Source organism: Pseudomonas sp. BP11-1-1, assembly GCF_052112105.1.
Classification (GTDB): Bacteria; Pseudomonadota; Gammaproteobacteria; order Pseudomonadales; family Pseudomonadaceae; genus Aquipseudomonas; species Aquipseudomonas alvandae.
Genome location: NZ_JAUTYU010000002.1, coordinates 40,406 through 63,977, shown reverse-complemented (window position 1 = coordinate 63,977; position 23,572 = coordinate 40,406). Strand labels below are relative to the sequence as shown.

Genomic DNA, 23,572 nt, shown 5'->3' with positions numbered 1-23,572 from the left:
AATCCCGTGGCGAGGCAGCTTGCTCCCTCGCCACATGTCCTGCGTTTTTACTTCAATGAGCGGCGTTACCCCGCCATCCGAGCCTTGCGCTTGCGCCGGCTGATCAGTGCCAGCGCAACGGCGACCACCAGCACCGCGCCGCCCACTTCCAACCAGGTCTTGAATGGCCGCAACGCCGAGCGAACAGGCGCCAGGGCCTGGGTCACGTAGCGCTTGTTGGCCTGGTCGAACGCCGGTTCCGGGCATTGGTGGCCGAAATCCCACGCCCACTCCACGTAAGGCCCCTCCTTCACATAACGCTGGTACAACGCGCTTTGTTCTTCGAGGCTGGAGTTATAGCCCACCGCCCTGCACAACACCGCCGCGAACGCCTGGCTGGTATGCGGCAAGTGATCGGCGGCCTGGCTCGCCAGCGCCGTGGCGACGAAACGGTAGTGGTAGCGCACGTCCGGTTGGGCGGCGCTGGCCTGTTGCCGTTGCACTTCGCCTTCCGCCACCAGCGGACCGACCTTGAGCTCCACCGGTTCAAAACTGTAGTTGCCTTCCAGGCTGGCGTAATCCGGCGCCATTTCGTAGCCCAGCAGCTGCATGCCGGACCGGCGCGCGATGACGGACGCATTGAAATACGCCTCGGCTCGGCTGGTCGGCAACCATTTGGACTCGGCATCCTCACGCAGTTGTCCGTAGGCGCGGGCCTTGGCCTGCAGCTCGGGATTGTCGAAATAGTCCGGGGCTTCATCGTAGCGACCTTCGCGCAGCAAACGACGACCCAAGAGGTTGCGCAGATTCGCCGCCACCGACAACGGTACATAGTTGTCTCGATCTTGCTGGCTCAACGGCGGTGGTGCGGGGACCTGGGCATCGACATATTGCTTGAGCTCATCGACGGTCAGCACACGCTCGGCGACGGTCGCCGCGTCATACCAGTAATTGTACTGGCCGCGATAGAGCTGATCGAAAGCTTGCAGGTAGTCGCCCCGTTGCAGCGCCAGGATCGCGCTTTCGCCATCGACCCGGCACTTGGGTTGTACTGTCTCGTAGTCCCAGTCCGGCGTGCGTCGGCCGCCCCACGATTCGTCTTTGGGGAATGCCTGGGCGGCGTTGGCATAAGCCGCCGCCGCGCCGGCCTTGTCACCGTCGCGCAGCGCCAGCTTGGCCCGTACCCACCAGGCCAGCCCGGTGTCGGCGGCCTTGTCCACGAAGGCTTTGGCGCTGGTGTAGTCACCGTGTTGATAACTCACGGCGGCCAAGCGGTCGGCATCCTCCAGGTTGCCTTGGGCACTGGCTTGCAACAGCTTGACGAGGGTTTTCTCCCCGGACGGCTCTTCACCGTCCCACCAGCCAACGCGACTGAGCAGATAAGCCGTCACCAGGCGCTGGACCGCCTTGGCCTTGAGCAACGTGCGCAGGCGTTCTTCCGGCTCGACGCTCAAGCCACCCGCCAACTGCAGCAATGAGCTGTAGCCCACCGGCGAGCCTTGCAGATTTTGTGTCGCGTACAGCCCGATGGCGCTGTCCCAGTCATCGGCGGTATAGGCCACCCTGGCTTCCTCGCCGAGGCTGGCGACGCCCAATTCCAGCGGATCGCTGAAGCCGGCAATGCTCAGCTCGCGGACCTGGCGAAACGCTTGCCGCGACTGATCCAGCAACACGGCGGGTTCACCGCTGCCGGCCTCGGCACTCATGGCAAACAACGCACGGCCCAAGGAATACGCCGCCCAGGTGCTGCGCAGGCGACGCTCGTCGGCCGGTAATGCCAGCAATTGCTGGAACGCCTCGACCGCACGCTGATGGTCGCCGACGTTGAAGGCCGCCGCGCCAACCGCGTACAAGCGCAGCTCGGCGGGCAGGTTCGCCGCTTCGGTGGCGACCTGTTCGACATCGCCCAGCGCTCGCAAACGCTCCACCACGGCTTGTTGCGGCGGCGTCAGGCCAAGCTGTTCAGCCTTGGTGCGCTGTTCCACATAGGAGGAAACGTCGTCGTAGCTGTAATCAGGATTGCGCGTCGCCTCCGTCGTCGGCTTCAACCCGGCAATGGCCTGGCCGAGACGGCTGATCTCGAAACGAAAGCTGCCTTCGGGCAACTCCGCCAGGGATTGGGCGCGGTTATCCAGCAGGCGCAATGGGAAATCCGGTCCGCAGGCCCACGCGTGAGCCAGCGGCAAACTGAGGCTCAGGCACAGCAGGCGACGAGGCCACTTACGGGTAGACATTGAATCCTCCTTGGTCAATTTTCGTACAGCGCGCCCAGCCGATCGCCCGCTGGGCACCGGCAGCCAAGCGGCCTTCCTGAATGCGGGTGAAGGTAAGCAGTCCGGGGGTTTGTTGCAACGTATAACCGGCCAGGGCATCGACCCCGTCACACGCGCTCACCGCCAGCGTCAGGCGCTGGGGCCAAGGCAGGTCGAGGTTGCCCTGGTTGACCAGGCGGATATCGTTGAGGCCGTCCCGCTCTTCCATTTGCACAACCAGGCGGCTTTCCAGGCTTTCGCCACGGGCCACCGCACCAAGGGTCTTCAGGCTCCAGACGCGCCGGTCCCCCACCAGCGGCAGGCGAAACCAGATCAACCCGCTCAAATGCCTGGGCGGTTCGGCGCGAAGCTTCATCACAAGCCCGGCCACTTGCTGCGGATCGGCCAGCAACTCCCGACGCTCGCCGCCCCGGTCGATGGGCACTTCACTCTCCACCATCGGCGCACCGCTTTCCTGGGTCAGCAGCGCCACACCGTAGGCTGGCAGCGCCAGGTAGAACGGCCGCGCAGTGACCTCGCCCCAGCGCTCAGCCCAGCGCCTGGCCTGTTCAGCGTCGAACAAGCCTTGGCGCGGGTCGCTGACCGCATGCACCTGCAGGACGCTGCTGTCCACGGTTTTCAGCAGTTCGGGCAGTTCGGGGCTGCTGAGCCAGGCCGGCAACGCCGTGATGCTCAATTGCAAGGTTGCCGGCAAGGTTTGCCGGAGTCGGGCGAGGAAGGTCCGATAGGCTGGCAGCCGTGCGTTGCCGGCGTCGTGGTCGATTTCAATCCCCACCGGCGCCAGGCCCTGGGCTTGCCAATCGCCCAACAATTGCTGGATCTGCGCGATCACATCGTCCTGGCCGAGGGATTTGAGCTGGCCGTCCAGGCGAATCACCGCAATGAGCGGTCGACCGTCAGCCTTGAGCAGCGCCGCATCGATACGCGCGCGACTCCAGCCGGCGCCGGGAAACGCCTGCAACGCCAGCACCCGCAAGCTGGAAAAATCGCCACGGCTCTGCCGCAACGCGTCTTCATGGGCCGGTGTCCATTGGCGTTGCCAGACATAGAGTTGTTGATCGAGGACGGTTGGCGCGGGCTGGTCACAGCCGCTCAAAAACAACGCGGCCAGCGCCAGCGAGAGCCTGTGGATAAAAGTCATGAATCGTAGCCACCCCGGGAAAGGCTGGCAGATTAACGCTTCCGTGGTCTTACAGAAACCAGCGGCGAGGACGATTGCACCCTCGCCGCAACCGGGCCGATGCTCAAGCGTCTTTCTGCAAGCCCACCGCGGTACGTGGCATGCCCACGAACCCTGGCAAGGCCTCGATTCGCGCCAGCCATGCACGTACGTTGGCGTAGTCCTGCAGCGAAACATTGCCCTCGGGCGCATGGGCGATATAGGTGTAGCCCGAGATGTCGGCAATGGTCGGCGCGTCACCCGCCAGATAGGTGCTGTTGCTCAATTCCTGGTCGATGACTTTGAGCAGAGTATGGGACCGGGCAATCACATCCTCGGCGTTGTGCGACGCACCGAATACCGTGATCAAGCGCGCCGTGGCCGGACCGGCATGCAAAGGACCGGCGGCGACCGACAACCAGCGCTGGACGCGAGCGGCGCCGACCGGGTCCGTCGGCAGCCAGTGACCGTGGCCGTATTTGCTTGCCAGGTACACCAGGATGGCGTTGGAATCCGCCAGCACCACGCCGTTATCGTCCAGGACCGGCACCTGGCCGAACGAGTTGATCGCGAGGAATTCCGGCTGTTTGTGCGCCCCCTTGGCCAAGTCGACGAAAATAATCTCGACCGGCAGTTCGAGCAACGAAAGCATCAATTGGACACGGTGTGCGTGGCCGGACAGTGGGAAGTGATAGAGCTTGATTGGGTTCATGGTCGACTCCGCTGGGAAATGACGCCCTCGTTATGCGGCGTCGATGGGGTCATCTTCTGCTCATGCCTGGAGCTATAGAATCACCTGCAAACGCAATCCTTTATTTCTATCAGCGAAACAATGCCTCAGCGCTACAGGGCCGGGTGTTCCCGCAGCGCATTCACCATGAAGTCCACAAAACTGCGAACCCGCGCCGGCGCATTGCGCCCGCCCTGGTACACCACATGGATCGGCAGGGGCGGCAGCTCGAAGTCGGCCAGGACGATTTCCAACTCGCCGGCGGCAATGCAGCTCGCCACCTGATAGGACAGGACCCGCGTCATCCCCAACCCCTGGCACGCCGCGCCGATGGCAGCCTGGTTGGCCGTCACCACCAGCCGAGGCGCAGGCCGGACCGAGAGCGGCTGGCCCGCCTCGACAAAGGTCCAGTTCCTGACCTGGCCAATGGCCGAGGACGACACCACGGGCATCCGCTCCAGGTCCTGCGGGTGTTCAGGCCGGCCATGGCGGGCGAAGAACCCGGGGGAGCCACACACCACCCGCCGCACCTCGCCGACACGGACGGCGTGCAGGCTGCTATCGGGCAACTCACCGATGCGCACGGCAACGTCGATGCCCTCTTCCACCATGCTGACGGTGCGATCCAGCAGCAAGGCGTTGACGCAAACCTCGGAAAAACGCCCCAGGTAATCCACCAGTACTGGCGTGACGAACAATTGCCCGAACAGCACCGGCGCGGTGATGGTCAGTTGTCCCCGAGGCTGGGCGTGACTGCCGGCCGCCGAGTCCTCGGCTTCCTGCAGATCGCCGAGGATCCGCCGACAGTCATCGAGAAAGCGTTGGCCGGCTTCGCTCAGGTAGACGTTGCGCGTGGTCCGCACCAGCAGCGGCGTACCGATGCGTTGTTCCAGCGCCGCCACTGCCCGCGTCACGCTGGCGGCCGACAGGCCCAAGCGTCGCGCGGCGGCCGAAAATCCAGAATCCTGGGCCACGGCGACAAACACCTGCATCTCCTGGAACCTGTCCATCCATCCTCCGATGAGAAATCTTGAAACAAGATTAAACACGTCTGAAAGCCACGCCGTGTCGCCATTGTAGAGGGATTGACCCGCGAACCGCAGCCAGCCGCGAGGTTGTGGACCAAAAATGGCTGCTGCGCTTGGTACCATCCTGCACAGTCTTGTGACTGTTTAATGACCAAATGCAGAATCCTACAGGGTTGTGTGTTTGCTGGATTGGTTTGAACAAAAGGCCCGTTTCCGTGAATGTTTTTTATCGAGCGCTGACTCATCCACTCGCGAGCCTTCTCGCGCTGGCCGGATGCGTGCTCTTCGTCCCGATGGGGCTGCGCCTGGTTCTTGGCTGGTCCGACCTGCTGGGCTATCTGTCCGACTTCGCCATCGGCAGCTTATTGATCGTGTTGCTGCATCGACGCCCCGGGTGGCTGGCGTTACCGGTATTGCTGGCCTGGACCACGCTGATGTTGGCCAGCAGCGAACTGGTCAGTGCGGTCGGACGGATGCCAACGCCGTCGGACATCCAGTATCTGACCGACCCGCAATTCGTCGAGAACTCCACCAGCGGCGGCTTCGCTCATCCCTGGCTCGCCGCCTTCCAGCTGGTCGCCTTGGCGCTCTGGCTGGCGGTCCACTGGATCAATCGGAGCCGCCGGGCGCCCGGCTTGCCGCGCCATGCCTGGGCGCTACCGGCGGCGCTTTTGCTGGTTCACGGCACGGTGCAAACCTGGCGGCCCAGCGAAGCGGACCAGTGGAACCTGTTCAACCTGCCCCACCAGCTCATGACGGCAGGCCTCGCCGCCGGCCAGGTGCACATTCAAGAGTGGGTCGCCGGGGATACCGAGGAACCGCTTCCCCCCATGGAAGGGCTGACCCGACTGGATCTCGAAGGGAAAAAGCTGCTCGCCGCGCCGGGCCGCGCGCGCAACGTCCTGATCATCGCCCTGGAAGGCATTCCCGGCGCCTACCTGGAAACCAATCGCCAGGCCTTGAAAAGCAGTTATCAGGAAAACCTCATGCCGCGCCTCAGCGCCTGGGCCGAGCGCGGAATGAACACACCTGACTACGTGTTGCACAGCCACCAGACCATTCGTGGCCTGTACGCCATGCTGTGCGGCGACTACGACAAGCTCGACAATGGCACGCCCAAGGGCGTCGAAATGCTCAACCAGAGCCAGCGCAACCAGGCCTGCTTGCCTGCCCAATTGCGCCAGAACGGGTTCTCGACCCACTTCCTGCAAGGCGCCGGCCTGCGGTTCATGGCCAAGGACCGGATCATGCCGCACATCGGCTTCGACACGACCCTGGGCATGGAGTGGTTCACCCGACCCGCCTATCTGGAGTTTCCCTGGGGCAAGGATGACAAGACTTTCTTCGAAGGCGCGCTGGATTACGTCGGGCACCTGCAACAGGCGGATAAACCCTGGATGCTCACACTGCTGACAGTGGGCACACACCAACCCTATTCAGCGCCAGAGGATTACCTGGAGCGCTACGACACCGCCAAGCAGGCCGCCGTGGGTTACCTGGACGATGCGCTGGACAGCTTCCTCGCCGGCCTGGAACGCCAGGGCATCCTGGACAATACCCTGGTGATCATCACTTCGGATGAATCCCACGGCATCGACGATGTGCGCCTGGCCTCGTCCTGGGGCTTCAACCTCATGTTGGCGCCCGAGCCATTGCCGCGCCTCAAGCAAGGGGTTCATGGCCATGTCGACCTGACCGCTTCGGTACTCGACTACTTCGGTTTCAAAGTGCCGACTTCGCTGTCCGGTCGCTCGATGTTCAGGGACTATGCGACGGGCCGGGAAATCATGTCGTTCACCAACGGCAAGCTGCGCTACCACGATGGCAAGGGCACCTTCACCGAATGCGATTTCCAGCAACATTGCCTCGACTACAAGAGCGAAGGCTTCATCGCCGACAGCGCCACCTACCTGGGGCAATACAGCGGCCAACGCGCAAGACAAGTCAGTGCCCGAGCCACGGCACTGGACCAGACGTTGTTCACCACGCCCTTGAACCAACACTACCAATTCGGTAGCGCGGAAAAGATCCCGCTGCCGGCCCAGGTGTCCAACGACTGGACCGACAATCTGATCGGCGCCCAGTACCTGGAAATGCCCAAGGGCACCCGCACGCGCGTCAGCTTGAGCATCCGAGCCGTGGACGCGGACCACGCCGCGTACATATCCCTCAAGGCCAAGGAGTTCGAACAGGACGTGCCGATGGATTTGCCCACCGACGTCGCGGTGACCACCGATCAGCCGCTGGTGATGGATATCCATTTCGATAACCCGCAGCCGCGCAAGGCGTTCTCCTTCCACTTGCTCGGCCACGGGACGGGCGCCATCGAGATCAGCGACTTCAGTGTCGTGACTGAACTGCCGGAACAGCTGGACCAACCGGAATACCTGGACGATTTGCAGGACGACAGCGAGCCTCAGTCCAGCTGAATGAAAAAACGCGCAGCCGCTGTAAAGCGGTTGCGCGTTTATCATTCAACCCCTTGGTGATCAGTCATTGACCAATTGCATGATTTCGAACGCGTTCAGTGCCGCGCCTCGCAGCAACTGGTCGCCGCTGATAAACAGATCCAGCCCGTGATCGCCGTAGATCAGATTGTAGCGAATCCGTCCTACTTCCACGGCGTGCTTATAGGTCGAGGTCATGGGCATCGGATAAACGCCTTGCTTGGGTTCATCCACCACCTCGACACCTGGCGCAGCCGCCAGGAGTTCACGCACCTGGGCCAGTGATTGCACCGGCTTCCTGAAGCGCAGGCTCAGGCTCTCGGCGTGGGAACGCAGGGTCGGTACCCGAACCGCCGTCGTGCTGATGGCCAGCTCCGGCTCGTCCAGGACCTTGCGCAGTTCCCAGACCACTTTCATCTCTTCGCGGGTATAACCGTTGTCTTCAAACGAATCGACTTGAGGGATCACGTTGAACGCCAGGTTGTGGGCGAAGTTTTCGCTGCCGTCCTGATCGCCATAGTCGCTGAACGCCTTGGCCTTTTCACGCAGCTCCAGCATGGCCGGTTGGCCCGCACCGCTGGCGGCCTGGTAAGTGGAAATGATCGCGCTTTCAAGCTCGTATGCGTCGTGCAGCGGTCCCAGCACCATGAGTGCGATGGCCGAAGAACAGTTGGGATTGGCAATCAGTTTTTCGCCCTTGTAGCGTTGACCGTTGATCGGCGGTACAAGCAGCGGGATATTCGGGTGATAGCGAAAAGCCGAGGAGTTATCGATAACGTAGGAATTTTCAGCCAGTCGCTCACCATATTCCAGGGCAAACGCCCCGGAAACACACAGGAAGACGATATCGCACGAGGCGCAGCCTTCGACCGAAAAAGGCTCGATCAGGTGCTCGGTGCTACCAGCCTTCAAGCGCTTGCCGGCCGAACGTTCAGAGGCCATGCAGACCACCTCGTAGTCGGTATCTTCAAGCAATTGCAGCATGGTCATGCCCACTGCACCGGTGCAACCCACCACGGCGACTTTCTTCATTTCGATTCCCTTATCCTGAAAAAACCCGCGCCGCCTCGAGACGGCGCAGGCGGGTATGTCATGCCGTACGCATTTGCACGGACAACCTGGCGGCCGCCGCTGCACGCTGGACCCGGATGGAGTTCAAGGTAAACAACGCAAGCGCCAGCCAGATGAACGAGAACGCCGCCAGTTTCAACGACGAGACCGGTTCACCATAAACGAATGCCGCCAACAGGAAGTTGCAAATTGGCGGGACGAACTGCAAGAAGCCCAGCGTGATCATCGACAGCTGCTTGGCCGCCAGACTGTACCACCACAAAGGCAACACCGTGATCAGACCCGTCGCGACCAACAGCAGATCGCGAGTACCCGACTGCAGGAACTGGTGCCCTTGGCCCTGGGCCTGAGCCCACACCAGGAACAGCGCCGCGAACGGCAGCAGCACGGCAATTTCCAGCGTCTGGATGACCACCGGATCACCCGGTACCTTTTTCTTGAAGATGCCGTAGAACGAATAGCAGAAACCGATCACCAGCGCGATCCATGGGAATGAATGCAGGTTCAGCAGCTCGAACGCCATCAATGTCACGCCTGTGACGGCGAGGAAGATCGCCCAGGTTTGCAGGGCCGTGAGACGCTCCTTGAAGATCACCCGCGACACCACCATGCTCATGATCGGGCTGAGGAAATAGCCGAAGGCCACCTCCAGTACGCGCCCGGTCATGATCCCGTAGATGTACATCAGCCACCAAAGCCCCAACACCGCGGACACCGTGAGCACATTGGCCGGGCGAACGGTCTTGAGCGTAGAGCGCAACGTCCCGACCCGCGCGGTCAGCAACACCAGTGCCAGGAGAAACAACTCGGCGAACACCACCCGCCAGGACAGCAGATGATAGGCATCGAGCCCGGCCAACGGCTTGTACCAGAGCGGGTACGAGCCCCAGAGCAGCGTGGCGCCGAGCCCGAAGGCGACGCCTTGTCCGGATTCGTTCTGGGCAGTCATTGGCGTCCTCCAGCGTTGAGTTTGCGCTCGATGCCATCCCAGTACACTTCCATCAGGTGCAGGTACTGTTCAATGCCTTCGGCGAACAGACGACGCTCTTGCGGCGTCTGCAGGTGTTTTTCCATGACGTTGAACACTGCGTTGGAGTGGCCGACTTCGACTTCCATGTGCAGCGTCCAGAAGAACCGGCCGCGTTCGCTGACGCCTTCCTTGATCAAGCCATCGTTGTATTTGGAAACCATCGATGCGGACATCGCCTCGTCGGCGAACAAGCCACCCAGTGCCTTTTGCAATGGCGGTTTGCTGTAGAGCGCGCAAATGCCGTCGTTCAACGCCTGAGTGCTGGGCAGGCACTTGTAGGCCTCGATCTGCTCCTCGCTGATGCCCTTGTCGTGCAGGAACTTGCGGTACAAGTCGGAATGGGAATGGGTTTCCCCCAGTTCATCGCGAGCGTTGAAGGCGATGGTGCGAAGGACTGCCTCGTCACGGGTGATGGTGGAAATCCCACAAACATAGAACGGCAGGTATTTGAAGTAGTGCAGGGTTTCCAGGTACAGCACCTGGCTTTGCTCCGGCGGCAGACCGTGCTCGGCATAGGCGTTCAGAAATGGGTGCTCGGTCGCGCGATGCTTGAGGATGTATTCGATCTGCTCATCCATGAACAACTTGAGCTCCAGATCGACGCCTTCGTTGCGTACGACATAGGCGGTTTCGGATTGAAACGTTTCTTGAGTGATGGACATGGCCTGCTTCCTTGAGCCCCGGGGGCAACGTTGATTTTCCAAATATGAAACCGGGCGGACACCCATCCGCCCGGCCGCTCGCCGTCAGGCCTCTTCGGTGGTCCTGGCCTTGGTATCCCAGATCACTTCGATACTTTCGTGGGCGACATCGGTTCGTCGGTCATGGGCACTGGCCCAGCATGTGTTGAGAATGATCCGAGTGGTTTCCTGCTGGATCGGTACCACGTGGTGCAACGTGGTATCCGACTTGAGGAAATACACATCACCCTTGAGGTGGTGATACGACTTGATCGGGTTGTTGAGGATGTACTGCCAGATCTGCGGGTTCTGCTTGTCCCACTCGCTGTGCGGCACGCACTGGAGCACGCCACCGATCGCCGGGTCCTCGGGCGCCTCGATGATCCAGATCATGGTGTACGGGTAATCACCCCAATGCCAGCCATGGGTATCGCCCGGGTGGCTCAGTTTGGTGATCAGGTATTGCTCCTGCTCCCAGCAGGACGCCAAGTCGTCGCCGGCAATATTGCCCAAGAACTTACGCAGCGACTCGGATTGATAAAGCGCGGGAATGAACGTCCCGCCCTCGGCGATCTCCGGTTGGTTGACGTTATACATTTTGCGGTAGGTATTACCGGTGGATGGAACCGTCACATCGCGGCGCACCGAATACTCGTCCAATAACGCATGAACTTCGGCATGAACATTTTCCAAAATCCTTTTCGGCAGAAAGGAAAAGTTTTTGAAGTTGAAGTAACCGTCGCGGCGAAATTCATTACGAATCTGCTTCATCCGGTTTTCATCCTGCAAAAGAGCCTGGAAATGCTTGGCCAGTTGCTGCTCCATTACTTCAATAACCAAGCTGGACGTTTGTTCGCTCATTTATCGCTCCATTCCATTGTTATCGGTCGGTGTTACAAATCCACGGGAGGCAACGCACTCGGAGTCGACGAGTTGCGTACCGGAAAGATTTTCTTTTCTTGCAGATTCATCAGCGGACCGGTCATCAGCGTCGTGACGATGGTCATGACCACCAGGGCGGTAAACAGCTCGCTGCCGATGATGCCCATGTCCAGGCCGATCTTGAGCACGACCAGTTCCATCAGGCCGCGGGTGTTCATCAGTGCACCGATGCTCAGCGACGTCGACCAGGAGCAACCCACAAGCCGAGCGCCCAGCGCGCTGCCGAATATCTTCGCAGTGACAGCCACGAGCAGGATCACCAGCAGCACCCAGGCCCCAAGCCCGGTGAACGCCGACGAGGTGGTGCTCAAGCCGGCCAGGGCAAAGAAACAGGGCATCAGTATGATCAGCGATACGTGCTCCAGCCGTTCGATGATCATGTCCAGCAAACGCTGGTCACGCGGCAAGCACAGGCCGAACAGGAAGGCACCAAATACGGCGTGCACTTGCAGCGCGTGGGTCAGGCTGCCATAGATCATCACACCGGCCAGCAACGCCACGAGCACCATCGGTTGCGCAAGCTTTCCTTCGGCGGCGAGCCAACGGTTCAAGAGGGGCTTGAGCACCAGGAACGAAAAGGCCACCAGCAGTAACAGGCAACCACCCCGGACGACCAGGGCCATCCAGTCACTGTCCTGACCGTTCACCATCGCGACAGCGGCAATCAACATCCAGGCGACCACATCGCTCATGGCGGCGGCCAGCAAGGCGATCGCACCGGTCTGCGTACCGAGCATGCCGCGTTCCTTGAGGATCCGCGCCAGTACCGGAAAAGCGGTGACGGAAAACACGGTGCCTATGAACAAGACAAAGGCCAACCGAGACGTCCCGGTGCTGGCGAAATGTTCGTACAGCCAGGGAGCTATCGCGGCGCCGAGGGAAAAAGGGATGACAATGCTGAAGGCGCCGATGACCATGGCATGGAAGCCGGTCTTGCTCTGTTTCAATGGGAAACGAAACTCGGCACCAATGACGAACATGAACAACAATATGCCCAACTCGCTCAGGACTTTGAGCTGGGTGATAGCGCTGCTATCGAATAGTTGCTGATGGAAGGCGGGAAACAACTGGCCCAGTACAACGGGGCCCAACATGAAACCGGCAATCATTTCTCCAACAACCTGTGGCTGCCCCAAGCGATTGAACGCAGCACCCAGGAGTTTTGCTGACAACATGACAAACACTATCTGGATCAGCAACATAGTCCTTTCCCTTACAACGTCCAGGTTAATCCGGTTACAACTCACAACTCCTTCAACGCCGTTATCCGTTAACAGCGTCCGTAACAGAACCCAATAAGATGCGCACACTTGGCCTATCCGTACGAATCGAATTCTGTTGAAGCAGGAATAAATCTGGAAGTGACAATCCTCTACCGGTGCGATGGGGTGGGGTACCGGTAATGCGGCGATCACCTTTGTGGGGTGCAGCCGTCTTGGTTTTCCTGATTGCCTGGCAGCGATTGTAGGGGCAGGGGACTGTCCGCTACAGTGCAGCAGACGACAATAAACGGTGAATTTACGCCAAATGAATGCTCTTCCTGGAACAGTGGCCATCCTCGTCTATGAGGGCCTTTGCGTATTCGAATTCGGCATCGCCCTCGAGATCTTCGGGCTACCCCGCCCAGAACTGGACGTCCCTTGGTATACCCACCGCATCGTTGCCGTCGACGAGGGGCCGATGCGTGCGCTGGGAGGATTGCAAATCTCCGTCGACGCGGGTCTGGAAGAGCTTGAAACCGCACAGACCATCATCGTCCCCGGTTGGCGCAACCGTTATGAGCGGCCCCCCGAAGCGCTATTGCAAGCCCTTGCAAGAGCTCATGCCCGCGGCGCACGCCTGCTGTCCATCTGCTCGGGGGTGTTCGTGCTCGCCGCCACAGGGCTGCTCGATGGAGAAACCGCTACCACGCATTGGCAATTTTCCAAGGAGCTGGCCGAACGATTCCCCAACATCAAGGTTGACCCTAATGTGCTCTACGTCGATTCCGGCCAGGTGATCACCTCAGCCGGAAGTGCCGCCGGTATCGACGCCTGCCTGCATTTGATCGCTCGTGATTTCGGCACGCACATCGCCAACTCGGTGGCCCGACGCTTGGTAATGGCGCCACAGAGAACCGGCGGCCAGTCGCAATTCATCGTCGCCCCGGTGTGCAAGTCACCACGCAACGAGCTGACGCGCGTGTTGCAATGGATCCGCGAGCACCTGGACCAACCGTTGAGCGTGGCTGACATGGCGGCTCGCGTGGCCATGAGCGAACGAACCTTTTTGAGGCGTTTCATTGAAACCACGGGACTGTCGCCCAAGGCCTGGCTTCAGCAGGAACGACTGAACCGCGCTCGCGAGCTGCTGGAAAGCACCGATCAAAACACCGCCGGTATCGCACACGCCTGTGGGTATCGGTCAGTGGAAAGTTTCCGCGCAGCCTTTCGCAACGCGGTGGGCCTGGCTCCCTCGGCCTACCGTGAGAGATTTGGCAGCGATGAAATCAGCAAGCAAGCGGCCTGGGCAGCCAACTGCTAATCCAGCAACCGATGCAACTTGGCGTACTGCAACAACATGATGGTCTTGCCGTCACAGATTTCGCCGGTCTCGATCATGCCCAGGGCCTGGTCGAGCGGCATCTCCAGCACTTCGATCTCTTCCCCTTCGGCCTCAAGCCCGCCACCTTCGTGCTGCTTGTCTTCGTCGAAGTATTCACCGACAAAAAAATGGATCCGCTCGGTCACCGAGCCCGGGCTCATGAACGCCTCGAATACCTTGCGCACGTCTTGGACGACATAGCCGGTTTCTTCCTGGGTTTCCTTGCGGATGCAGGTCTGCGGATCATCGTTGTCCAGCAGGCCGGCGCAGGTTTCGATCAACAGGCCGTCGTGCCCGTTGACGAACGCCGGGAAGCGGAATTGCCGGGTCAACACCACGGTCTGCTTGGCTTTGCTGTAAAGCAGGATGGTGGCGCCGTTGCCGCGGTCATAGGTCTCGCGGGTCAGCTCGCGCCATTGGCCGTTGCGGCCGAGGTAGTCATAAGTGGTCTTGCGCAGGATGTACCAATTGTCCGAGAGGACCTCGACCTGCTTGATACGTACGCGGTCCTTGATGCTGCTTGCCTGGGTCATTTTCCACTCCGTTCGAGACCAAAGCCCCTATTTAAACCTATTACAACGATACCGGAACGCGAGGCAGTGCTCGCTTGTGGGCTGTCTTGAGGTAAGCGCGTTCAATGATTTGTCGCGCTTTGGGCGACACCTCTTCGCCCATCAGGTACGCATCGATTTCCTCGTAGCTGCAGCCATACGCCACTTCATCCAACTTACCGGGCGCCAGGTCTTCCAAATCAGCGGTCGGCGCCTTGCGCACCAGGTGCGCCGGGGCGCCCATCGCGTCGGCCAGCAGTCTCACCTGGGTCTTGGTCAGCCCGGACAGCGGTGCCAGGTCGCATGCGCCGTCGCCAAACTTGGTAAAAAAGCCCATCACCGCCTCCGCCCCATGATCGGTGCCGACCACCAATCCGGTGCTCAGATTGGCAATGGCGTATTGCGCCAGCATCCGGGCGCGGGCCTTGGCGTTGCCTTTGGCAAAGTCGGTGAGTTCGGCCGAAGGCTGCAAGCCATCGATGGCAATGCTGCCCATCAAGCTGTCAACGCACGCGGCAATATTGCTGATGGTGATCAAGTCCGGCCGGATGAAGTCCAGGGACGCCTGGGCGTCCTGCTCGTCAGCCTGGGCCTTGTACGGTAGCCGGACGGCGATGAATCGCGCCGCGTAGTCTTCATTGCGCAGTTGCTCCACCGCCAATTGGCATAGGCGGCCGGCGGTGAGCGAGTCGACGCCGCCACTGATCCCCAGGACCAGGGACTGGCAACCGGATTCTCGCAGGACCTGCTTGATGAACTCGACGCGGCGGGCGATCTCGCTGGCTTCGCCGCCCTGAGTGAGTTGACGGTCGATGCCCAGTTCCTGGGCAATGCGTTCTTGCAGAAACGATGTCATATCAAGCTCCCAACTGTGGATTGATCAGGGCAACGTTGAACACTTGGGCGGCGTACCGCAGAAACGAGGCATCCTCGCAGACGTTCTTGATCGGATCATCGGAGAACTTCACCACCGGCTCGCCGTGGACCCGCACCAGCTTCATGACGATGCTCAGCGGTTCGACACCGTCGACATCGCAGGCCAGGCTGGTGCCCATGCCAAAACCGAACTTGGCCTTGCCGCGAACGTGACGCAGGATCGGCAGGCATTTTTCGAAATTGAGGCCATCGGAAAACATCAGGTCCTTGGTTCGCGGGTCGATACCCAGTTCCTGGTAACGCCCCAGCACCTTGTCAGCCCAGACGATCGGGTCACCGGAATCCTGGCGCAGGCCGTCATAGAGCTTGGCAAAATACAGGTCGAAATCCTTGAGGAAAAAGTCGGTGCTGATGCAGTCCGTCAGGGCGATACCGAGGCGGCCGCGATACTCGTGCACCCAGTTTTCCAACGCCGCGTTCTGGCTCTCGCGCAAGCGTCCGAGTTGCTGGTGCACCATCAGCCACTGGTGAGCCATGGTGCCGATCAGGGGCAGATCGAATTCGTAAGCCAAGTGCGCGTTACTGGTGCCGACAAAGACCCCAGGAAAATCGCTGCGCATGACATTTACCACTTCCCGCTGGGCCCGGAACGACAGCCGACGACGGGTGGAAAAGTCTGAAACGCGAAACTCGGCGAGTTCTTCACGGCTGGCATTTTTCTCCAGCCATTCGAATTTCTGGTACAGCTTGCGGGTGACGTCGGCCAACTCGACTTCGGGATACTTCTCACGATTGCGCAGTTCGCTGACCATCGCCAATACCGGCTGCTCGAACATGATGCAGTGCAGCATCGGACCACGGACGCGGATGTGCAGTTGGCCGTCGACCTCCGAAACGTGGATGTAGCGCAGATTGAAGCGAAACAGCCCGAGAAACTGTTCGAAGTCCGGTGTCAGGTACTCACGGAAACGCTTGTTGAACAGAAACCGCTGCTCCCCCTCGCGCAGTTGCAACCCGGCGAGTTTCTCCAGTTCGACACGAATATCCGGGATCAGGTGACCGAGCCGCTCCTTGGAGCGGACGATGAACTGGTATTCCACCTCGACATTCGGGTGCTGGTGCAAGACCGCCTGCATCATGGTGAAGGTGTAGTAGTCGGTGTCCAGAAGACTCTGGATGGTGCCGCTGGTTGTATCGAATGCACTGTCCATGTCTCTTCCTTATGCGTTTGCCTGGCGGAGGGTTTCTTCGCGCGTCGCGGCCACCGCGATGCCTGCTTGATGCATGTCCTGGATGGCTTGAATGGCGCCCTCCTCACTGATGGCCCGGCAGGCCGGGAGGTGAACGATCACCTTGAAGCCAGCGGCGGCCAGTTGCAGGGCGGTGGTCTTGACGCAGAAATCCAGCGCCAGCCCGCCGACTATGACTTGCTCCACACGCTGGGCCTTGAGGTACTCGATCACCCCGGTGGACAACTTGCCGTGCAGGTCGTGGTAGCAGGCGCCGTACGGGTGCAAATCCGGCTCTACCCCCTTCCAGACGAAATAGTCGTAGTCATATGGCGTCGGCAGTTGATCCAGCAGGGCGAAACCCTCAGTACCGGGAACGCAGTGGCTGACCCAAGTGATGTCGGCGTGCTCGAGCCCGGTTGGCACGAACATCTGTGCGTGATCGGCGACCACCCATGGGGCCAGGGGCGAATGGGCGTCCTTGCTGCCGACGCGGAGGCTGGCCAGGGACGCGATGAAATTCAGCTCACCGGCAATCTGGTCACCGCCCGGCACCGGAAGCTCGTCAGGGCACAGCGGTGTGAAGCTCTTTTGCGCATCGACATCGAAGGAAGCGGTTTTCCGGATCAGGCTGTTCATGCTGGGTTTCTCCTCTTCATGGTCACGAGAGTATATGTGATGTACTTTCATGACAAGCCAGGCACGAAAAATATTTTTGGCCAAGCTTCCATGCTTAAGCAAAGCAACTAGAAGAATCAGGTTTACATAAAAAGGATTTTGCCTATAGAGTACATGTCATGTACCAATCGAGGATAAGCCATGTTCGAGATTGCCCTGTATGGCGGCGCCTTCAATCCCCCTCATGCCGGCCACGCTCAAGTAATGATCGAGGCCTCACGCTTTGCCAGACGCGTGCTGGTGGTCCCCAGCTTCCGGCATCCCCACGGCAAGCAAATGGTCAACTACGAGGTTCGCCTGAACTGGCTGGAGTCGATCGTCGAAAAGGTGCAACCACTGTGCCGCGCCGAAGTGCGCGCAAGCCGGGTGGAACAGGTCGTGGCCCGTGGCGTTGAAGGCGCCATCTACAGCTACACCCTGCTCGCCCACCTCGCCGACAGCCTGGCTCTGGACGGCAAGCGGATCGCGTTGGTGGTGGGCCAGGATGTCGCCGATTTGCTGCCGACGTTCTATCGAGGTGAGGAATTGCTGGAGCGTTTTTCCATTCTTTGCGTGGAGGAAAAGATCCACGTGCGCAGCACGGTGGTTCGCGAACGACTGGCCTTGGGCAAGCCGCTGCCCACCCACTGGATGGCTCCGGGCATGAACCCGTTAAACTATGACCTTTACGCTACCCACGGAAATCGACATGCCCACTAGCCCAGCCGCCGCGCGCGGTTATCTGCACACCATCGACCTTTGTGTGCTGCGCTTCTGCCGGGAGACCCAGGCGCTGGAAATCCTCCTGAACCGACGGGAAGCCGAGCCGTTCGCCGGCCATTGGGCGTTGCCCGGGATCGTGGTCAATGGGGACGTCGAAGATCTCACGCTGAACGACGCTGTGGAGCGCCTGCGCAATTCAAGCAAGGTCGGCATGCCGCTGGCCTGGATCGAACAGGTCGGCACCGTCGGCGACGCGTTCCGCGATCCGCGCTGCTGGTCGTCCTCGACGTTCTACCTGGCGATTCTCAGCGACACGGTCCAGCTCGCCGAACACCAGGGATTCTTTCCCCTCAAGGATGTCGCAGACGCCTCGATCAAACTCCCTTTCGACCACAACAGCCTGGTGGCGGCGGTCCAGGAACGGTTGCTGTCCAAAGCCCTCTACAGCAGCCTGCCGTTGATGTTCCTGGGCCCGGAATTCAGCGCGCCGGAAGCGGTGGATATCTTCTCCGTGGTGCTCGGTCGTCCGGTGCTCAAGACCAGCATGCGCCAGCGTCTGCTGAAAATGACCGAGGCGGGTTATCTGCAGGAAACCGGCCGCAAAAAAGCCGGCGAAGGCGGCCGCCCGCAACGCACGGTGGAGAATCTCAAGCCGGCCAGCGTTTACCTTTTTGATCGGTGTTTTCTGGAGTAGCGCTTAGCGCGCAAGCGTGAATACTGCGCCAGTTTCTTCGTGGTTTGCGTTGCTGCTGATCCACAGCAGCATATGAAACTATTTTTTAATAATTGCGGGAATAATCGAGAAATACCTTCAGTCACTCCAGCCCGGCAGTAAAGACCTTACCCGGATTCATCAGCCCCGCCGGGTCCAGCGTGCGCTTGATAGCACGCATCAACTCGATCTCCAGCGGGTCCTTGAAGCGAACCGCCGCCTCAGGCTTGGCTTGCCCAAGGCCATGCTCGGCGCTGATGCTGCCGTTGAAGGTACTCGTCATCCGGTAGATGACCTGCATGATCGCCTGTTCCCGCGCCTTGAACGAGGCGTCCGCGTCGCCGATCGGCTTGCTGATGTTGTAGTGCAGATTGCCGTCGCCCATGTGGCCATAAGAAACGATGCGCACGCCCGGAAAGTCCTGTTGCAGCGCGCGGTCGGTGCGCTCGATGAACTCCGGTATGCGGCTCACGGGCACGCTGATGTCATGCTTGAGGCTGGGGCCTTCATGGTTCTGTGCTTCGGAAATGCCTTCGCGCAGCGCCCACAGCGCCGCGGCCTGTGCCTGGCTGCCGGCCAATACCGCGTCGATGACCCAACCAAGCTCGAAAGCATGGGCCAGGCCATTTTCCAGCAACGGAGCCAAGGAGGCGTCGGGGACCGTGTCGCGCAGTTCAATCAAGGCGTACCAAGGATGTTTCGCTTCCAGAGGGTCAGTGCAGCCGGCCACATGGTCCAGGACGAAATCCAGGCTCTGGCGCGACATCATCTCGAAGCCTGTCAGGCGATCAGCGCACAGGCTGCGCACATGGCCGATCAAGTCCACCGCCGCTTGAGGCGAAGGCAGCGCGACCCAGGCGGTCGCCGTGCTGTGGGTCGCCGGGAACAATTTCAATACCGCAGCGGTGATGATACCCAGCGTGCCCTCCGAGCCAATGAACAAATGCTTGAGATCGTAGCCGGTGTTGTCTTTGCGCAAGCCCCGCAAACCGTTCCAGACGCGACCGTCCGGCAGCACCACTTCCAGGCCTAGGGTCAGCTCACGCATGTTGCCGTAACGCAGCACAGCCGTGCCGCCGGCGTTGGTCGCCAGATTGCCGCCCACCGTGCAACTGCCCTCCGCCCCCAACGACAGCGGAAACAAACGTCCGGCCTGGCTGGCGGCGTCCTGTAGCTGCCGCAGGATCACCCCCGCCTCTACCGTAATGGTTTCATTGGCCAGGTCGATGTCGCGGATGCGCTTCATCCGGGTCAAGGACAACACCACTTGGTTGCCAGAGGCATCGGGGATCGAGCCGCCACATAGCCCGGTGTTGCCGCCCTGCGGTACCAAGGCAATCTGGGCGTCGTGGCAGATCCGAACAACCTCGGCCACTTCTTCGGTGGTGGCCGGGCGCACCACCAAGGCGGCCTGGCCTTGATAGGCGTTACGCCAGTCCGTCAGATAGCCTTGCATCAGCTGGGGGTCGCGCACCCATCCTGCCTGCCCGACCACCCGCTCGATGCGCTGGAACACTTCATCGTTCAACGAAGACATCCCTCTCTCCTCAACCGTTACAGAAGCCGCCCGAACCCTGGCTGGCCGGGCGTCCAGCTCGCTCACTGACAGCCCAAGGCCAAGGCTGCAACACGGGCGCGCGTTGCAGCAGCCAATGCGGTGGGCTAGCTGCGCATCAGTTCAATCGCAGCACTCTTGCGGTTGCGAATGACCGTCACCAGATGCCAGGAAATGGACGCGGCGGCCAGGATGAGGAAGCCCGCCGAGATGGGGTTGGTCAGGAAGCCGCCGAAGTTGCCATCGGACAGCATCAGGCCTCGGCGCAAGTTGGTTTCAGCCATCGGGCCGAGAATGAAACCGATGATGAACGGTGCGATCGGCAGACCGCTTTTGACGAACCCATACCCCAGCAAGCCAAACAGCAGCACCGCCCAGACATCGAAGATCCGGCTGTTCAGGCCAAAGGCGCCGACCACGCAAAGCACCAGGATAATTGGCAGCAAGATGTGCTTGGGCACCGCGAGCAACTTGATGAACATGCGCAGGCCGTAGAACTCCAGCACCAGCATCAGCACGGAAGCGAGGATCAGCGCGGCGAAGATCGTGTAGACCAGTGGCGCCTGGCTGATGAACAGCAGGGGGCCGGGCTGGATGCCGTGGATCATGAAGCCACCGAGCATGACCGCCGTGGTGGTATCGCCGGGAATGCGGAGCGTCAGCAAAGGAATCATCGCGCCGCCGATGCCAGCGTTGTTTGCCGTCTCGCTGGCGACCACGCCGTCGATCTTGCCTTTGCCGAACTCCTCGGGTGTCTTGGAGCGTTTCTTCGCCACGATGTAAGAGACGATATTCGACGTACCGGCACCGATGCCGGGCAAGATGCCAATGCCCAGGCCGATCAACGAAGAACGGGTGGCATTGGGCAACTGGCCGACAAACTCTTTCATCGAGAAACCAAAACCTTTCACGCCTTTCATGCTGACGTGCTGGGGTTTGGCCCGGTGGCTCAGGCGCGCGCTCTCGGCGAACTTCAGCACTTCGGCAACCGCGAACATACCGATCATCACGGTCAGCATGGCGAAGCCGCCGTTGAGGCTCGGCAGGTCAAAGGTAAAACGACGGATCGCTTCGACCGGGGCGATACCCACGGTGGAGAAGGCAAAACCCAGGGCACCGGCAAACAGGCCTTTGACCAGCGAGCCGGTGGACAGCGTGGCGATCAATGTCAGCGAGAAAATCGCGATGGAGAAGTATTCGTGCGGGCCAAAGCTCAGGGCCAGTTCCGCCAGAATCGGGGCGATGAACATCAGCGCCGCGATACTGAAGATCGTGCCGAGAAACGAGAACACCACGCCAATGCCAAGGGCCTTGACGCCATGGCCTTGCTTCATCAACGGCCAGCCATCGAACGTCGTCGCGATGGAGGCCGGCGTACCCGGTATGTTGAGCAATATCGCCGATATCAGCCCTCCCGAGGTGGCGCCAACGAACAACGCCACCAGCAACGCCAGGCCAGGGCCGGGTCCCATCGAATACGTCAGTGGCAAGCACAACGCGATCGCCATGGTGGCCGAGAGCCCGGGCACCGCACCGAAAACGATCCCCACCGCAACGCCGAGGGTAATCAGGAGAAAGACGTAGGGTGTCAGTACGGCTGCGAAGCCTGTTTGCATGAGTTCAATCATGGCCGTCCCCTAGAAATCCAATAAACCGACAGGCAGGAGCAAGTCGAAGCCATGGCGAAAGATGTAGAAAATCAGGACCGCCGAGACGACAGCGATCAACGCGTAGCGCAGGTGCTTGACCTTCTGTTCCGCAGGGGTCAACACGATGAACTGGACATACAGATAGAGCGCGGTCGTGATCAGGAAACCCACCGGCTCCATCAGCGCCGTGTAAAGCAGCACCAATGCCAGGGTTTTGAACACGGTTGGGTAATCAATCGCCTCTGGCTTTTCTGCGGGTTCGGCGCGTTTATCCGGCAGCTTTCGCCACATCCACAATTGCAATGCGCCCAACAGGCACAACGAGACGGCGAGCACCCAAGGCACAAACGCGGCATCGATCGTTCCACGACGCGGCAGGTTCATGGTCAGGACCAGATACGCCACGCCGGCGCCGAGCATGGCCAGGCCGGCGATCAGCTCGTTTCTCTTGTAGGAATCCATACAGGCTCCTGTTACGGGTAAGGACAGGTTGTCGAACGCTTGCCAGCGCGGCACGCGTCCGAACCGTTACGCAAAATTATTTGGCTTTACGCATCTCGTCCTTGAACTGCATGAAGTTGTCGCGGGTTTTGTTCAACGTGGCGATGGCTTCTTCGGTGCCCTGGAAGCTGACCGGCTGCTTGAACGACTTCTTCAGCTCTTCGGCGTATTCCGGTTCTTCGGTGATTTTCTTCATGGTGTCGGCCATTTTCTTGACGATGGCCGGGTCGGTGCCTTTCGGGAAAGCGACGACGTAAGGCTTGTCCAGGACCAGGTCGACGCCTTGCTCCTTGAAGGTCTTGACGTCGCCCAGCAGCGCGTTGCGTTCGGCGTTGGGCTGGCCCAGGGCGCTCATCTTGCCGCTGGAAATGTAGTCCTGGACCGAGCCGTAGCTGATGGCGCCCAGATCGATGCGCTTGCCCAGCAAGGCGACGATTTTTTCGGACACGGTGCCGCTGTCGACCATTTTCAGTTTCACCCCGGCGAGCTTCTCGAACATCAAGCCTTGCAGGTGCGAGAAGTTGCCCATCTCGGTGCCGTAGGTGATGGTGCCGGGCTTGGCCTTGGCCTTCTCGATCAACTGGTCGAGGGTGTCGATGCCCGAGCTTTTCGCCGAGACGAACACCGCGCCTTTGTCGACGCCAGCGATGCAGGAGATATCGAACGCATCGAAACGGTCTTCGGACAGCCCCGCGACCTCGTTGACGATCAATTGGCCGGTGTGAGTAAACAGAATGGTATTGCCGTCCGGCGCCGCGCTCTTGACCGCATCGGCGGCAATCGTCCCGCCCCCACCGGCCATATTGGTGACGACCATGGTCTTGCCGGTGACCTTGGTGAAGTACTTGGCCATCATCCGTGCGTTGAAATCGGTGTCACCGCCGGCGTTGGCGATCACCACCACTTGCACCGGACGGCTTGGCCAGTTGCTGGCGTCGGCGGCCATTGCGGTGCCGGCGGTGAGGCTCAGAAACGAGGCGATCAAGAGGCGCAGAGTGTTTTCTTCATTATTGTTCTCCGGGTGCTGCCATTCATTGGGGGATTGAAGCTGAACGAGAAACGGACACGCCCGGTGGTAACGCCTGATGGGACAGGCGAAAGTGCATGGGCGTGGGGAGCGAAGCGTTAGGTAGTAGCTGCGAGCCCGCTCGGGACTCTTTGGATGAGAAAGAAGGTACTCGGCGCACGGCGTCAAAG

21 protein-coding genes are annotated in these 23,572 nt (G+C 60.5%); 4 read left to right on the top strand and 17 right to left on the bottom strand.

Features of this window, described 5'->3' with window-relative positions:
• Positions 1-65: 65 nt before the first annotated feature.
• The 4 genes from Q7C33_RS03905 to Q7C33_RS03890 form a co-directional block, all read right to left on the bottom strand.
• A complete protein-coding gene (locus Q7C33_RS03905) occupies positions 66-2,213 on the bottom strand; it encodes a hypothetical protein (RefSeq protein WP_407682874.1) in 2,148 nt (715 codons plus the stop codon).
• Positions 2,200-3,393, bottom strand: coding sequence for a DUF3142 domain-containing protein (locus Q7C33_RS03900; protein ID WP_407682873.1), 1,194 nt, complete (start codon positions 3,391-3,393; stop codon positions 2,200-2,202). The genes Q7C33_RS03905 and Q7C33_RS03900 overlap by 14 nt, the downstream gene beginning before the upstream one ends.
• Positions 3,394-3,496: 103 nt before the next feature.
• Complete coding sequence (locus Q7C33_RS03895) at positions 3,497-4,123, bottom strand: glutathione S-transferase family protein (RefSeq protein ID WP_217860699.1); 627 nt, start codon at positions 4,121-4,123, stop codon at positions 3,497-3,499.
• Between the two features lie 131 nt (positions 4,124-4,254).
• Complete coding sequence (locus tag Q7C33_RS03890) at positions 4,255-5,151, bottom strand: LysR family transcriptional regulator (RefSeq protein ID WP_217860701.1); 897 nt, start codon at positions 5,149-5,151, stop codon at positions 4,255-4,257.
• A 233-nt stretch (positions 5,152-5,384) separates the two neighbouring features.
• Here Q7C33_RS03890 and Q7C33_RS03885 point away from each other — a divergent pair, with 233 nt between their 5' ends.
• A complete protein-coding gene (locus Q7C33_RS03885; RefSeq protein ID WP_407682872.1) occupies positions 5,385-7,598 on the top strand; it encodes an LTA synthase family protein in 2,214 nt (737 codons plus the stop codon).
• Positions 7,599-7,658: 60 nt separating this feature from the next.
• Here the strand turns inward: Q7C33_RS03885 and Q7C33_RS03880 are convergent, their stop codons facing one another.
• The 5 genes from Q7C33_RS03880 to Q7C33_RS03860 all read right to left on the bottom strand — a co-directional run bounded on the left by Q7C33_RS03880 (position 7,659) and on the right by Q7C33_RS03860 (position 12,514).
• A complete protein-coding gene (locus tag Q7C33_RS03880; protein ID WP_030139057.1) occupies positions 7,659-8,648 on the bottom strand; it encodes an aspartate-semialdehyde dehydrogenase in 990 nt (329 codons plus the stop codon).
• Between the two features lie 58 nt (positions 8,649-8,706).
• Entirely contained in the window at positions 8,707-9,636 is a 930-nt protein-coding gene (gene rarD / locus Q7C33_RS03875) for an EamA family transporter RarD (protein WP_030139056.1), read from the bottom strand.
• Positions 9,633-10,379, bottom strand: coding sequence for an iron-containing redox enzyme family protein (locus Q7C33_RS03870; protein WP_198796149.1), 747 nt, complete (start codon positions 10,377-10,379; stop codon positions 9,633-9,635). Before Q7C33_RS03870 ends, rarD begins: the two co-directional genes overlap by 4 nt.
• An 84-nt stretch (positions 10,380-10,463) precedes the next feature.
• Complete coding sequence (locus tag Q7C33_RS03865) at positions 10,464-11,258, bottom strand: HalD/BesD family halogenase (protein WP_030139054.1); 795 nt, start codon at positions 11,256-11,258, stop codon at positions 10,464-10,466.
• A 32-nt stretch (positions 11,259-11,290) separates the two neighbouring features.
• On the bottom strand, positions 11,291-12,514 hold the full coding sequence (locus Q7C33_RS03860; protein WP_236010285.1) for a cation:proton antiporter domain-containing protein: 1,224 nt from the start codon (positions 12,512-12,514) through the stop codon (positions 11,291-11,293).
• Between the two features lie 352 nt (positions 12,515-12,866).
• Here Q7C33_RS03860 and ftrA point away from each other — a divergent pair, with 352 nt between their 5' ends.
• Complete coding sequence (ftrA, locus tag Q7C33_RS03855; protein WP_198796147.1) at positions 12,867-13,862, top strand: transcriptional regulator FtrA; 996 nt, start codon at positions 12,867-12,869, stop codon at positions 13,860-13,862.
• Here the strand turns inward: ftrA and nudK are convergent.
• Genes nudK through Q7C33_RS03835 form a run of 4 tightly spaced genes read right to left on the bottom strand, consistent with a single transcriptional unit; the run spans position 13,859 to position 17,217 of the window.
• Positions 13,859-14,455: a GDP-mannose pyrophosphatase NudK gene (gene nudK / locus Q7C33_RS03850; RefSeq protein WP_198796146.1), complete on the bottom strand. Its 597-nt coding sequence runs from the start codon at positions 14,453-14,455 to the stop codon at positions 13,859-13,861. The two genes, ftrA and nudK, sit on opposite strands and share 4 nt — an antisense overlap.
• A 40-nt stretch (positions 14,456-14,495) precedes the next feature.
• Positions 14,496-15,329, bottom strand: a complete 834-nt coding sequence (gene nadE, locus Q7C33_RS03845; RefSeq protein WP_334598557.1) for an ammonia-dependent NAD(+) synthetase — start codon at positions 15,327-15,329, stop codon at positions 14,496-14,498.
• Position 15,330: 1 nt separating this feature from the next.
• Complete coding sequence (gene pncB, locus Q7C33_RS03840; protein WP_030139049.1) at positions 15,331-16,560, bottom strand: nicotinate phosphoribosyltransferase; 1,230 nt, start codon at positions 16,558-16,560, stop codon at positions 15,331-15,333.
• Positions 16,561-16,569: 9 nt separating this feature from the next.
• Positions 16,570-17,217, bottom strand: coding sequence for a nicotinamidase (locus tag Q7C33_RS03835; protein ID WP_030139048.1), 648 nt, complete (start codon positions 17,215-17,217; stop codon positions 16,570-16,572).
• Positions 17,218-17,397: 180 nt separating this feature from the next.
• Here Q7C33_RS03835 and Q7C33_RS03830 point away from each other — a divergent pair, with 180 nt between their 5' ends.
• Both Q7C33_RS03830 and Q7C33_RS03825 read left to right on the top strand, forming a co-directional pair.
• A complete protein-coding gene (locus Q7C33_RS03830) occupies positions 17,398-17,955 on the top strand; it encodes an adenylyltransferase/cytidyltransferase family protein (RefSeq protein WP_407682871.1) in 558 nt (185 codons plus the stop codon).
• On the top strand, positions 17,945-18,652 hold the full coding sequence (locus Q7C33_RS03825; RefSeq protein WP_030139046.1) for an NUDIX hydrolase: 708 nt from the start codon (positions 17,945-17,947) through the stop codon (positions 18,650-18,652). The genes Q7C33_RS03830 and Q7C33_RS03825 overlap by 11 nt, the downstream gene beginning before the upstream one ends.
• Before the next feature lie 121 nt (positions 18,653-18,773).
• Here Q7C33_RS03825 and Q7C33_RS03820 read toward each other — a convergent pair whose 3' ends face one another.
• The 4 genes from Q7C33_RS03820 to Q7C33_RS03805 form a co-directional block, all read right to left on the bottom strand.
• A complete protein-coding gene (locus Q7C33_RS03820) occupies positions 18,774-20,207 on the bottom strand; it encodes an FAD-binding oxidoreductase (RefSeq protein WP_198796143.1) in 1,434 nt (477 codons plus the stop codon).
• A 125-nt stretch (positions 20,208-20,332) separates the two neighbouring features.
• Entirely contained in the window at positions 20,333-21,853 is a 1,521-nt protein-coding gene (locus Q7C33_RS03815; protein ID WP_407682870.1) for a tripartite tricarboxylate transporter permease, read from the bottom strand.
• A 9-nt stretch (positions 21,854-21,862) separates the two neighbouring features.
• Positions 21,863-22,336 carry a tripartite tricarboxylate transporter TctB family protein gene (locus tag Q7C33_RS03810; protein WP_030139040.1) on the bottom strand — a complete coding sequence of 158 codons (474 nt, stop codon included), beginning with the start codon at positions 22,334-22,336 and terminating at the stop codon, positions 21,863-21,865.
• Positions 22,337-22,412: 76 nt separating this feature from the next.
• The gene (locus Q7C33_RS03805; RefSeq protein WP_407683035.1) at positions 22,413-23,321 is read right to left on the bottom strand and encodes a tripartite tricarboxylate transporter substrate binding protein; all 909 of its coding nucleotides are present in this window, start codon (positions 23,319-23,321) and stop codon (positions 22,413-22,415) included.
• Positions 23,322-23,572: the final 251 nt, after the last annotated feature.